This window comes from Pricia antarctica (assembly GCF_900101815.1).
Lineage (GTDB): Bacteria > Bacteroidota > Bacteroidia > Flavobacteriales > Flavobacteriaceae > Pricia > Pricia antarctica.
This window is the reverse complement of the sequence record NZ_FNAO01000002.1, coordinates 263,039-276,345: the sequence shown is the minus strand read 5'-3', so window position 1 is coordinate 276,345 and position 13,307 is coordinate 263,039. Positions and strand designations below refer to the sequence as shown.

Sequence of the window (13,307 nt, the reverse complement as noted above, 5' to 3'; positions counted from 1 at the left end):
ATATAAATATTATGGAAAGAGAAAATATAAATACAGCTGCTGAAACCCTGTCGCCTGAGGTATTGCAAAAAATAAATGCCTACTGGCGCGCAACGAACTATCTATCTGTAGGCCAGATGTATCTGTGGGACAATCCGCTTATGCGCCAACCGCTAAAACCGGAGCATATTAAACCTATGCTATTGGGTCATTGGGGCACTACGCCGGGGCAGAATTTTATTTATATCCATCTGAACCGGATTATAAAAAAGCACGACCTTGATATGATATACATTTCAGGTCCCGGTCATGGTGGTCCAGCAATCGTGGGTAATGTTTACCTAGAGGGAACTTACAGTGAGGTGTACCCGAACATCAGTCAGGACGAAGAAGGTTTACAAAAATTATTTAAGCAATTCTCTTTTCCAGGTGGTATCCCCAGCCATGTTTCGCCCGAATGTCCTGGTTCCATCCACGAAGGTGGTGAGTTAGGATATTCTCTTAGCCATGCTTTCGGGGCGGTTTTTGATAATCCTGATTTAATTGTGGCCTGTGTGGTGGGCGATGGCGAGGCCGAGACAGGGCCGTTAGCCACAGCTTGGCATTCCAATAAATTTTTAAATCCTGTCACAGATGGTGTGGTACTACCTATTCTGCATTTGAATGGCTACAAAATTGCCAACCCAGCGGTGCTTGCCCGCATCAGTAGTGAAGAATTGGAGCAGCTATTTAAAGGTTATGGGTGGAAGCCTTATTTAATTGAGGGCGATAACCCAATGGAAATGCACCAAATAATGGCGCAGTTGATGGATAAAGTGATCGAAGAAATCAAAGCGATAAAAAATAACGCTGTTGAAAACACTGTTGCTGAACGTCCCATTTGGCCTATGATTATTTTGAAATCTCCCAAAGGATGGACAGGGCCCAAATTCGTTGATGGTTTGCCAGTGGAAGGAACTTTTCGCTCCCACCAAGTTCCAATAACAGGTCCTACCTCAAATCCTGAACATTTAAAACAATTGGAAGACTGGCTAAAAAGCTATAAGCCGGAAGAGCTGTTCAATGAGCAGGGCCATTTTTTACAGGAATTACAAGATTTAGCACCAAAGGGAAATAAAAGAATGGGCGCCAATCCACACGCCAACGGCGGCCTACTGCTAAAGGAGCTGCGGCTACCTGATTTTCGTAATTATGGTTTTGAACAAAAGGAACGTGGTGAAACGGGACCGGGTGACACAAAAATTTTAGGCAAGTTTATAAGAGATGTGATGCTTGAGAATAAAGAGCAAAGAAACTTCAGGTTGTTTGGCCCTGATGAAACGTTGTCAAACAAATTGAATGCAGTGTTTGAAGTGACTAACCGCCAGTGGGAAGCACCAATCATTGAAACAGATGAATTTTTGAAGAAAGATGGCCGGGTAATAGAAATGCTCAGTGAACATCAATGCGAAGGTTGGCTGGAAGGATATCTTTTAACAGGAAGACATGGATTGTTCAATTGCTATGAAGCCTTCATCCATATAATTGATTCTATGTTTAACCAGCACGCAAAATGGCTGAAAGTTACAGCAGAACTTCCGTGGCGAAGAAAGATTGCTTCCCTGAATATTCTTTTGGCATCGCATGTCTGGCGGCAAGACCATAATGGGTTTACACATCAGGATCCTGGGTTTTTTGATGTGGTAATGAATAAAAAAGCATCTGTGATACGAGTTTATCTGCCACCAGATGCCAATTGTCTTTTATCAGTAATGGATCATTGTTTTCGGAGCGAACATTATGTGAACGTGGTTGTGGCCGGAAAGCATCCCGCTCCACAATGGCTTTCAATGGAGGAAGCAGTCATCCATTGCACAAAAGGAATAGGTATCTGGACATGGGCAAGTAATGATAAAGACTCAGAACCTGATGTGGTGATGGCCTGTGCTGGGGATGTACCTACTTTGGAGACTTTGGCAGCAGTATCCATATTACGTGAAAAATTGCCAAATCTAAAAATCAGGGTCGTCAATGTTGTCGATTTAATGAAGTTACAATCCGAGAAAGCACACCCACATGGGTTGAACGACGCTGATTTTGATATGTTATTCACGAAAACCAAACCAGTCATTTTTGCCTTTCATGGATATCCATGGTTGATTCACAGACTAACCTATAATCGCAGCAACCACATCAACCTACATGTGCGTGGATACAAGGAAGAAGGCACCATAACGACGGCTTTCGATATGACGGTACTGAACGATATGGACCGTTTTCACTTGGTGCAGGATGTCTTGGACCGATTGCCAAATTTGGGGGATGAAGTAGCCTATCTAAAACAGGAAATGCAGGATAAGTTGATCGAGCACAACTATTATATCCGAAAAAACGGGGTGGATATGCCCGAGATCAGAAATTGGGAATGGAAAGGCTGAGTGCCCATTCTTAGATGTCCGTTAGTTAGAAATAAAATAATGAAAACAAAAATACAGTAACATAAAAACAACGTTATCATGAAAAATATTCTTGTGCCCACTGATTTTTCCGAAAACTGCAACAAAGCCGCCAACCTCGGTATTGCCATGGCCAAACTTTACGATTCCGAAATCCATTTCTTCCACTTGATAAGAACACCTGTGGACTGGGTGAAATTGGACAAGCTTAAGGAAAAAAGATATCCCGAAACCCTGAGGCAGATCGGCACTGCAAAATCAAGATTGCGGGAACTGGAAAAAAAGGCGGAAAAGGAAAATTTGGAATGCCAGACTTTCGTGCAGTATACGGTTGAAACATCCCGTATTCTAGAGCATTCAGGCCATTTTCACCATGATTTTATAATTACGGGCAGCAGTGGCACAAAAGGTACCGTACGGGAGCTAGTAGGCAGCAACGTTGAAAAAATTGTACGAAGATCGGAAGTACCTGTAATCGTTGTCAAGGAAGATCCAGTCAACTTCCCATTTAAGAATATCGTTTTTGTTTCGGATTTTTTAGGGGATGTAGGTAGCGCCTTTAAAGAGGTTGTTTCCATTGCAGAAAAATGTAATGCCCATATTCATCTACTCAGGATCAACACTCGAACCGATTACAACAGTGTCGAAGCAGGGTTGAATCCTATCAAAAAATTTTTGAAAGGGTTCCCAGAGCTCGAAAATTATTCGATGTACGTGAACAATGAGCCTTCCGTCGAAACCGGGATCAATTCGTTTCTAAACTACCAGCAGGCCGATTTGATCGCCATGTGCACGCGCGGCAACACAGGGTTTTTAAGCCTGTTCTCAAAGAGTATCGCCGAAGGGGTCGCCAATCATTCGTCCCTCCCCGTAATGACCATTAAAATCTAAAAGATGGCCAAGAAGGTTCAAATAAAAAAATATTCGGGCGAATGGGCCGATTTCGATATCAACAAACTCATCAACTCCTTGCGGCGCTCGCAGGCAAGTGAGGAACTTGTTCAAGAAATTGCCGATAAAATACAGCGCAAGGTAGTAGCGGGCATGACCACTAAGGAGATATACCGAATGGCGTTCAAGATGTTAAAAAGTAAATCGAGGGTAAGTGCTTCCAAATACAAACTCAAAAAAGCCCTGATGGAATTGGGGCCTACCGGTTTTCCTTTTGAAAAGGTAGTAGGCAAAATAATGCAACAGGAAGGCTTTATAACCAAAGTGGGGGTAATTGTTCAAGGCAATTGCGTGCAACACGAAGTGGATGTGATCGCACAAAAAGACAACACCCATTACATGATCGAGTGTAAATATCATAGCGACCAAGGAAAGTTTTGCAATGTGAAGATCCCATTGTATATCCAGTCAAGGTTTTTGGATGTAGAAAAGCAATGGGAACACCAAAAAGGGCACGAAACAAAATTCCATCAAGGTGGTGTGTACACCAACACCCGCTTTACGTCGGATGCTATCCAGTACGGAAATTGTGTGGGACTGCTATTGACAAGTTGGGATTACCCAAGGGGAAACGGACTTAAAGAGCGGATAGATAAGTCAGGTTTGCATCCGTTGACCGCCTTGACAACGTTGACCAAAGCCGAAAAAACAAAATTATTGGACACGGGCATTGTGCTCTGTAAGGAGCTTATCGAAAAACCAAGTCTATTGACAGAAATAGGAATCGGCAAAGAACGACATAAAAAAATACTTGAGGATTCAGAAGAACTATGCACGACACATTTAAATAGCACCAATAAAAAAATTAAATAAATATTCACTAATTCTAAAACAGTACCCATGAAAACAAAAGAATTGAAGAAACAGGACAGTATCGACCTAGAGCCATTTTACGAAGCATTGGAGGATGATCCGAAGTTGTTGGAGGAAGCTTTTGAGAACGTATTGGAGATGGTGAGCACCAGTCCTAAATCCGCCAAAAAAATGGCACTTCTCATCAAAGAGGAATTTCACGGTTTATACAAGGAAGTAGCGGCATTGTGTCCTTCGCAACAAGACAAAGGAGACACGCCTTCCTGCTGTGGAGGGCTCTAAAATTGGGCAAATAAATGGCTTCGAACAACTTGATTTCATTCAATGAACAGGTTTACTACCACCAATAATCAAGGGCAGTGAATGTTGTGAACGGGACATTTAACGTCCGTAATTGTTGGAGGAAACAGGGATTCCCAAAACAAGGCGCAAGAATATTTTAAAGGATTCATTGAAATTGTACACCCTGCATTAACAGTAAACTAGACAATGATGAAAGAAAATTCAATTAACATACATTTTTTAGGAGCTTCCGGTACCGTGACCGGCTCAAAATATCTACTGGATACTGGGGAGCGGAAAATTTTGATCGATTGCGGCCTCTTTCAAGGCCTAAAGGAACTCCGCCTAAAAAACTGGGAATATCCTCCGGTCAACGTATCCGAAATTGATGCTGTATTGCTCACCCATGGTCATATGGACCATACGGGATACTTGCCAAGGTTGGTCAAACAAGGCTTTAGGGGGCCTATTTATGGCACTTATCCCACCTTGGATATTGCCAGGATCATCCTAAACGATAGTGCTAAAATACAGGAGCATGAAGCCCAAAGGGCAAATAAGGAGGGCTATTCCAAACACAGTCCGGCAGAACCGCTCTACGACCTAAAGGATGTGGAAAAGACCGTACCCTATTTTAAGGGAGTACCGCCTTCCCAATGGTTGCCCATTGTAAAAGGTGTTAAAGCAAGGTTTCAGTACAATGGCCATATCCTTGGGGCAACCTACATCGAATTGGATGTTCTTGGCAAGCGCTTTGTCTTTTCCGGCGACATCGGTCGGACAAACGATTTACTGCTCTATCCCCCCTTCAAACCTAAAAAGGCCGATGTACTTTTTATAGAATCTACCTATGGCGGAAGGTTTCATCCCGAAGAGTCAGAAGCGGTTCCAGAGATTGAAAAATTGGTCAATGAAACCATGAACAGAGGTGGTAGCCTATTCATTCCAAGTTTTTCGGTAGAGCGAGCTCAATTGATGATGCTTATTTTTTGGAGATTGCTCAAGGAGAATAAAATACCCAAGGTACAAATGATTATGGATAACCCCATGGGGGCCAATGTACTGGAATTGTTTCACCATACACGGGATTGGCACAAACTTGAAGAAGATGAATGTGATGAGATGTGTTCCTATTTCACCGTTGTGAGCAGCTATCGCGAAACTATGGAACTGAGAAGCGATGATACGCCTAAAATAGTTATCGCTGGGAGCGGAATGCTTACCGGAGGTAGAATATTGAATTATCTCGAAACGCAGGCTCAAAACCCAAACAATACCTTGCTTTTTGTGGGCTATCAAGCGGAAGGAACCCGTGGCAGAAAATTGTTGGAGGGCGATAAAGAATTAAAGGTATATGGCAAATGGGTCCCATTCAATATGCAGGTTGCAGATATAGAAGGCCTCTCGGCACACGCCGACCACGGAGAACTCATGGATTGGTTAAGTAAGATTAAAAACAAACCGGAAAGGATATTCATTGTCCATGGCGAGAAAGAAAGCGCGGAAGCACTTAAAAAAGGAATCAGAGATATGTATGGATGGAATGCTTCAATCCCGCAGCTCTATACGATTGAAGAAATAGAAAATAATCCTAAAAAATAATTGGGGTATGTTAGAAAAATCAAATATCCTAAAATACAAGCATCTTGGCATCCACACACAAAATGAGTATGTGGTATATATGAGGGAGGATTGCCACGTGTGTATCTCCGAAGGTTTTGAGGCCCTTACCCGCATACGGGTATCCAATCTAAAGACCTCAACAGTGGCCAGCTTACATATGATCACTTCGGAGGTATTGCTTCAGGGCGAAATAGGACTATCCGATACAGCAGCAGAAAAGCTTAGGGTGACCGGTGGTGAAACGTTATATGTTTCCCATTTGGAACCCATAGATTCATTAAGCCATGTAAGGGCCAAAATTTACAATCAAAAACTGGATTATTCAGCATTTAGTGAAATCATTACCGATATCGTTGAAGGTGATTATTCCAACATCCATCTCTCCGCCTTCATTACGGCATGTGCAGGTGACCGTATGGACATTGATGAAATCTCCGACCTGACCAAGGCAATGATAGCATCCGGAAAACAATTGGATTGGAAGAAGGAAATTGTGGTGGACAAGCATTGTATTGGCGGCCTTCCCGGCAATAGAACCACTCCAATCGTGGTTGCCATTGTTGCCGCCTATGGGTTAACGATGCCCAAAACCTCGTCCCGTGCAATTACATCACCTGCAGGAACAGCGGATACGATGGAAGTATTGACCGATGTCACCCTTTCGGCAGAAAAAATTAGGGAGGTAGTAGAAATGGAAGGTGGCTGTATTGTTTGGGGCGGCAGCGCTCAGCTAAGTCCGGCGGACGATATCCTCATAAAAGTGGAAAAGGCACTGGATATAGACAGCGAAGGTCAACTTATCGCCTCGGTACTTTCCAAAAAAGCGGCGGCAGGCTCGACCCATGTGGTTATAGACATTCCTGTAGGTGAAACCGCCAAGGTGCGCACCCCAAAGATGGCACGGCAATTAAAGGAACATATGGAAACGGTCGGTGAAGCCGTTGGCCTAAAAGTGAAAGTGGTAATTACCGATGGAACACAACCCGTTGGCAAAGGCATAGGCCCTACATTAGAAGCTATCGATGTGTTGAGCGTCTTAAAAAATGAAGAAAATGCACCCAATGACCTTAAGGAAAGAGCAGTGCTTTTGGCTGGGGAAATACTGGAACTATCAGAAAAAGTCGAATCGGGAAAAGGAAGCACCACGGCAAGACAATTATTGAAATCCGGCAATGCATACGAAAAATTCCTTGCCATTTGCAAAGCTCAAGGGCGTTTTTCACAACCTGTTTTAGCCCCATATACAGTCGAAATTAAAGCAGAAAAGTCAGGAGCTTTGAAACGTATTGATAATAGAAAGATTGCAAAACTCGCCAAACTTTCGGGTGCACCGCAATCCAAATCTGCCGGAATCTTATTAAACGTTCATTTGAACGATGAAATTGAAAAGGGACAGTTACTCTATACGCTGTATGCAGAATCACAGGGCGAATTGAATTATGCATTGGAGTATTACGAAAATCATTATGACATAATTAGCATCGAATAAAAGGACACACTATGAAAACTATTCTGTTCAGTCTTCCGGGAAACCAAGAACTCACGGAATTACTGGCAAAAAAAATGAACGCCGAAATCGGTAAAACGCAATTAAGGAAATTTCCTGACGGGGAATCCTATACCCGTATTGTTTCAGATGTAAAGGGAAAATGTGTAGTCATGGTCTGTACTTTGCACGAACCCGATGAAAAGCTTTTGCCGCTCTACTTCTTGAGTCATACGGCCAAGTCATTGGGGGCTATGTGCACGTGCTTGGTCGCTCCATATCTCGCCTATATGCGACAGGACAAAGTCTTTAAGGATGGGGAAGGGGTGACTTCAGCCTATTTCGGAAAACTTATTTCAGGTTTTGCCGATAGCATTACTACCATCGATCCGCACCTGCACAGGATAAGCTCGTTAGGTAAAGTATATCAAATTCCCAACAAGGTAATCCATGCGGCCAACGATATTTCAAAATGGATTAAGGAGAACGTCCACAATCCGGTGCTTATCGGACCCGATTCGGAAAGCGAGCAATGGGTATCGGAAGTGGCCAAAAATGCAGGAGCTCCTTTCATCGTACTACAAAAAATAAGGCATGGTGACAGGGATGTTGAAGTCTCCGTTCCCGATGTGGACAAATATAAAGAAGCCACCCCGGTACTGGTCGATGATATTATCTCGACTGCTCGGACTATGATCGAGACCGTGGAGCATTTGAAAAAAGCCGGAATGAAACCCCCGATATGTATCGGTATCCATGCCGTGTTTTCCGGAAATGCCTATCAAGACCTATACGATGCCGGTGCGGATGATGTTATTACCTGTAACACTATTCCACACCTTTCCAACAAAATTGATTTAAGCGACATAATTGCCAAAGAGGTTAAGGAATTGATGCATCACATATGAAAGAAGTACGTTACATATCCATTTTATTGTTATTGAGCTTTATTAATGTGAAAGCCCAAAACGAGATGCTTATCGGGCAACTATCGGATAGATTGGTCATTCGGGAGAATTTTGATAAAAAAGAAACTTTGCTTAATGTACAGACCTTTAAGGTCGGAAAAATAAAGGAGAAGAAAGGCTTTTATGAGATTGAGGTGGTTACAGAACTCTTTGATGAAAACAGAAAATCAACGGATAAATATGCTACCACGTATCGCTGTAAACCAGATGAAGCCAGTATAATGGTAATGGCATTTCCGTTTTCCAACCCAAAATCAAAGGAAACTGAAATAAATACCACTTCTAAAAATTTTAAAGAGCTATATGATTTGGAAAACTTGGAAAATATAGAATTGGAAATGAGTTTTGACTCGGGCTTGTTAAACTTTTTTGGTTCGAACAGCATAATAAAGATTTATGACCGGGTGTTGGAATCCAATGGAAATGGAAAAACAATTAAATCTAAAATCAATATTAAAGCCTATGCTATTGGAATACGAATTAAACAACTGGACTATGTTGCAAATGAAAAATTGACGGATAAGGGCTTATTGTCCTTTCAGAAATTTACCGAAGAAGACGGCAGCTATTTTACAATGACCTATAAATAATAAAGGATGAAAAACTACGACACACTTTCAGAAGCAATTAATGACTTACAACTCAGGGGATATACTTACGACTTTAATTTGGAGCCCGAATGTTTAAAATGTGCTTCATTAGAATTGGAAATGCATCCCGAAGAATTTAAAGTGGATGAACTACACCGTTTTGAAGGCATGAGCAGTACCGATGACAATAGCATACTCTATGCTATCTCTTCCAAAAATGGAGTCAAAGGTACGTTGGTGGATGCCTACGGCGTATATGCCGAGAATATTTCTGAAGAAATGAGAAAAAAATTACGATAACCCTTAAATAGAACAACATGGAAAATCACGAAGATCACAAAGACAAAAAAATGGACCATTCAAAGATGGACCATTCAAAAATGAATCACGATAAAGAAGATCATCCAAAAATGGATCACTCGAAAATGGACCATTCAGACCATGGGGGCAATGTGCCCATGGGAATGGCAGGGCATGACCATCATAAAATGATGATCGCAGATTTTAGAAAGCGGTTCTGGGTTACGTTGGTGCTTACCATACCCATTTTGTTCTTTTCCCCGATGATTCAAGAATTTTTGGGCTATGACTTTCTTTTACCAGGCAATCCATACATACTATTCGCACTGTCAACAATAGTATACTTCTACGGCGGCTGGCCCTTCTTAAAGGGATTTTGGTCTGAAGTAAAAAAGGGTGCCCCTGGTATGATGACCCTAATAGCCATGGCTATCAGCGTGGCATACTTTTATAGTTCCGCAACAGTTTTTGGTTTACCCGGGGTCGATTTTTTCTGGGAACTGGCAACGCTTATAGCGATTATGCTTGTCGGCCATTGGATAGAAATGAAGAGTGTACTCGGTGCCTCAAAAGCATTACAACTATTGGTGAGCATGATGCCGGCCGAAGCGCATCGCGTAAAAGGCGATACCGTTGAAGATATTAAACTGGAGGACCTCTTAAAAGATGACGTCATTCTGATTAAACCTGGAGAAAAAGTACCTGCTGATGGCATTATCACAGAAGGTTCCAGTTATTTGAACGAGTCGATGCTGACCGGAGAATCGAAACCAGTTAAAAAGGAATTGAACGATAAAGTTATCGGTGGTTCGGTAAACGGTAATAGTACGCTAAAGGTAAAAGTAGAGCATACAGGTAAGGACAGCTATCTCAATAAAGTGATTACCATGGTCGAGGAGGCCCAAAAGACCAAGTCTAAAATGCAGAACCTGTCGGATAGGGCTGCCAAATGGCTTACCTATATTGCCTTGGCCATTGGTTTTGGCACCTTGGCCGTATGGTTGATTTTGGGCTTTCCCTTTGTATATGCCCTTGAAAGAATGGTTACCGTAATGGTCATCGCTTGTCCACACGCACTTGGCCTGGCTATTCCACTTGTAGTTGCTATTTCTACTGCAGTATCCGCCCAAAATGGCTTGTTGATTCGTAATAGAACGGCTTTTGAGGAATCACGTAAAATCTCGGCCTTGCTTTTTGACAAGACAGGAACCTTGACCAAAGGAGATTTTGGGGTTACCCGTATTAAATCGGTAGATGAAAAGTATTCTTCAGATGAAATATTGCGGCTTGCAAGTGCATTGGAGCAAAGTTCAGAACATCCTATCGCGGTTGGCATAATCAAGAAGGTAAAGGAAGGTAAGGTTGCCATCCCTAAACCCGAAAATTTCAATGCTATTACAGGTAAGGGCGTAGAAGCAAATGTGGAAAGCAAAAAAATAAAAGTTGTTAGTCCCGGATATTTACGGGATGAAAAAATTACCATTCCCGAAGATGCCTATAGTGATGCTGCCGAAACGGTTGTTTTTGTTCTAATTGATGGAAAACTGGCCGGATATATCGCTCTTGCTGATGAAATAAGGCCAGAATCCGCAGAAGCTATCAAAGTATTCAAAAAGAACAATATAAAAGTATTGATGGCCACAGGCGACAATGAAAAAACCGCTAAGGCCGTAAGCGACAAACTAGGTTTGGACGGCTATTATGCCGAGGTACTGCCCCATCAAAAAGTAGAAATCGTAGAGGAGCTTCAAAATAAAGGGGAGTTTGTTGCAATGACAGGAGATGGTGTAAACGATGCACCCGCTTTGGCAAAAGCGAACGTTGGAATTGCCGTTGGTTCCGGCACTGACGTTGCTGCCGAGACCGCAGATATCATATTGGTAAACAGCAACCCACAGGATATTGCAAACTTGATTTTGTTCGGTAAAGCTACTTACAATAAGATGATTCAGAATTTGATATGGGCCACGGGCTATAACGTAGTAGCCATACCATTGGCAGCAGGTGTATTGTACTCATCAGGCTTTGTTCTGGGTCCGGCAGTTGGTGCCTTATTCATGAGTTTGAGTACCATTATCGTAGCCATTAATGCCCAGTTGTTGAAAAGGAAAATAGGAAAAAAATAATGACTAAAAAGGAGAAGCTCAATAGGATATTCTTGGTCCTGTTGAGTTTGTTCGTAGTGATGTTGGGGTATGGCATTCTGCTGCCTACCCTGCCCTATTACACGGAACGGCTTGCTATAAACGATAATTTGGACACCGGTCTGATCAATTTTCATATCGGGATGTTGACCAGTATCTATCCATTGTTCCAGCTGATTTTTGTCGTGTTATGGGGCAGACTATCGGACAGATACGGCCGTAAGCCCATTATAATTGTTGGATTGATAGGATTTATTGTGATGCAATTACTCACAGGACTAGCGACCTCTTTGACGATGCTTTACATCGCTAGGATTCTTGGCGGAATATTCACCTCGTCCGTAATTCCGGTCAGCAATGCCTATCTAAGCGACATCACCTCCGAAAAACGTAGGACCAAGATTATGTCATGGTCAGGCGTAGCGGTTAGTTCAGGCGTTATTTTCGGTCCAGTTCTGGGGGCTTTTCTGTCACAGAGCGATTTTCATTATAAGTACTCTTTGGGCATCCTTCACTTGGATCGTTTTTCGATTCCTTTTATTCTAGTGTCCTTTTTGGGCCTCGTTGTTTTGCTTGTGGTTATGAAATGGTTGAAAAACACAGAGATAGTAAATAGGTTTGCTTCGAAAAAAAAAGAATTTAGTTGGTCATTTAGCCACTATTTTATGGTGCTTTTGCTGTTATCCTTTGTATTGCAGTTTGTGGTAACGCTTTTTGAAACGGTATTTTCAATTTACGGGAAAGACGCGCTGTCGTTCAATAGCAATCAGGTAGGCATCGGTTTTATGCTATGCGGGTCGGTAATGGCTATTTTACAGCCAGTATTTGCCACGTATGGCGAAAAGATACTGGCCACAAAGCAACAAATAGGTTTAGGAATGTTCATTGTCGGCACCTCGCTCATTGCCTTTCCCTTTTTTACAGATGAATGGTCCATCTATGGGTTGATCGTAGTATTTGCGGCCGGTGGTGCCATGGTTACACCGAATCTGCTTTCGGAAGTTTCGTTACTATCAAAAAAGGATACCGGAAGAAACATTTCCATACAGAGTTCCACAAATAGTATCGGCCAGATTCTAGGGCCCGTATTGGGTACCTGGCTAATAGTGGGAGGGTTTTTCTATCCTTTCATAATTGCTGGTGCAACCGCTTTGGCCGCCATGGGGTTAGTGTATTTTTTGAAGCAACAAAATAAATAGGCTCACCAAGATTTATTTATCCTATTCAATATAGGTATTACTATTTTTTGCTGATTGATTCCGGTTAAACCTAATGCACATTTATGAAAATGATCAAAAAAATACTGGTAGCCATCGATGGAAGCCCTTCTGCCATGAATGCAGCCAATTATGCTATTCAAATCGCAGAACAATTCGATGCTCAATTGGAAGTAGTTTATATAATTAGATACTCTCCCGGCAAAATTGACGCCGGTATTTTCCCGGCAGACGTTCAAGCTCAGGAAAAGGATAAAGCTATTAAACTCATTGATAAAATTAAAAGTGAGCACCCAGAAGTGAAAATCCATGATTTTGAAACCCTCGGTCGGCCAGCTGAAGAGATCAATAAGATCATGGAAAAATGGGAGGCGGACTTGCTTATTATTGGCCACCATGCCCATTATTTCTTTGAACACCTATTAACGAGTAGCATTGAAAAAAAGCTGCTTAAGCATCTAAAAATTCCATTATTGATTATTCCAGAAAATTATAAAAGTGTAGAATCGACAATCTAGG

12 protein-coding genes are annotated in these 13,307 nt (G+C 42.2%); all 12 read left to right on the top strand.

Features of this window, described 5'->3' with window-relative positions; genetic code table 11:
• Window positions 1-11 precede the first annotated feature (11 nt).
• The 12 genes from BLT07_RS04000 to BLT07_RS03945 all read left to right on the top strand — a co-directional run bounded on the left by BLT07_RS04000 (window position 12) and on the right by BLT07_RS03945 (window position 13,306).
• Complete coding sequence (locus tag BLT07_RS04000; protein WP_091866027.1) at window positions 12-2,396, top strand: phosphoketolase family protein; 2,385 nt, start codon at window positions 12-14, stop codon at window positions 2,394-2,396.
• Window positions 2,397-2,474: 78 nt separating this feature from the next.
• A complete protein-coding gene (locus tag BLT07_RS03995) occupies window positions 2,475-3,305 on the top strand; it encodes a universal stress protein (RefSeq protein WP_091866025.1) in 831 nt (276 codons plus the stop codon).
• Window positions 3,306-3,308: 3 nt separating this feature from the next.
• Window positions 3,309-4,178: an ATP cone domain-containing protein gene (locus tag BLT07_RS03990; RefSeq protein WP_091866023.1), complete on the top strand. Its 870-nt coding sequence runs from the start codon at window positions 3,309-3,311 to the stop codon at window positions 4,176-4,178.
• A gap of 27 nt (window positions 4,179-4,205) precedes the next feature.
• Window positions 4,206-4,460 carry a hypothetical protein gene (locus BLT07_RS03985; RefSeq protein ID WP_091866022.1) on the top strand — a complete coding sequence of 85 codons (255 nt, stop codon included), beginning with the start codon at window positions 4,206-4,208 and terminating at the stop codon, window positions 4,458-4,460.
• Window positions 4,461-4,670: 210 nt separating this feature from the next.
• Entirely contained in the window at window positions 4,671-6,062 is a 1,392-nt protein-coding gene (locus BLT07_RS03980; protein ID WP_091866482.1) for an MBL fold metallo-hydrolase RNA specificity domain-containing protein, read from the top strand.
• 7 nt (window positions 6,063-6,069) lie between these two features.
• Window positions 6,070-7,572 carry a thymidine phosphorylase family protein gene (locus BLT07_RS03975; protein ID WP_091866020.1) on the top strand — a complete coding sequence of 501 codons (1,503 nt, stop codon included), beginning with the start codon at window positions 6,070-6,072 and terminating at the stop codon, window positions 7,570-7,572.
• Window positions 7,573-7,583: 11 nt separating this feature from the next.
• Window positions 7,584-8,477, top strand: a complete 894-nt coding sequence (locus BLT07_RS03970; RefSeq protein ID WP_091866018.1) for a ribose-phosphate pyrophosphokinase — start codon at window positions 7,584-7,586, stop codon at window positions 8,475-8,477.
• Window positions 8,474-9,127 (top strand): hypothetical protein, encoded by a 654-nt coding sequence (locus tag BLT07_RS03965; RefSeq protein ID WP_091866016.1) that lies wholly within the window; start codon window positions 8,474-8,476, stop codon window positions 9,125-9,127. The genes BLT07_RS03970 and BLT07_RS03965 overlap by 4 nt, the downstream gene beginning before the upstream one ends.
• Window positions 9,128-9,133: 6 nt before the next feature.
• Window positions 9,134-9,427 carry a phosphoribosylpyrophosphate synthetase gene (locus tag BLT07_RS03960; protein WP_091866014.1) on the top strand — a complete coding sequence of 98 codons (294 nt, stop codon included), beginning with the start codon at window positions 9,134-9,136 and terminating at the stop codon, window positions 9,425-9,427.
• Between the two features lie 17 nt (window positions 9,428-9,444).
• Window positions 9,445-11,553, top strand: coding sequence for a copper-translocating P-type ATPase (locus BLT07_RS03955; protein ID WP_091866012.1), 2,109 nt, complete (start codon window positions 9,445-9,447; stop codon window positions 11,551-11,553).
• On the top strand, window positions 11,553-12,770 hold the full coding sequence (locus tag BLT07_RS03950; RefSeq protein ID WP_091866011.1) for an MFS transporter: 1,218 nt from the start codon (window positions 11,553-11,555) through the stop codon (window positions 12,768-12,770). The genes BLT07_RS03955 and BLT07_RS03950 overlap by 1 nt, the downstream gene beginning before the upstream one ends.
• An 83-nt stretch (window positions 12,771-12,853) precedes the next feature.
• Window positions 12,854-13,306: a universal stress protein gene (locus BLT07_RS03945; RefSeq protein ID WP_091866009.1), complete on the top strand. Its 453-nt coding sequence runs from the start codon at window positions 12,854-12,856 to the stop codon at window positions 13,304-13,306.
• The last annotated feature ends 1 nt before the right edge of the window (window position 13,307 follow it).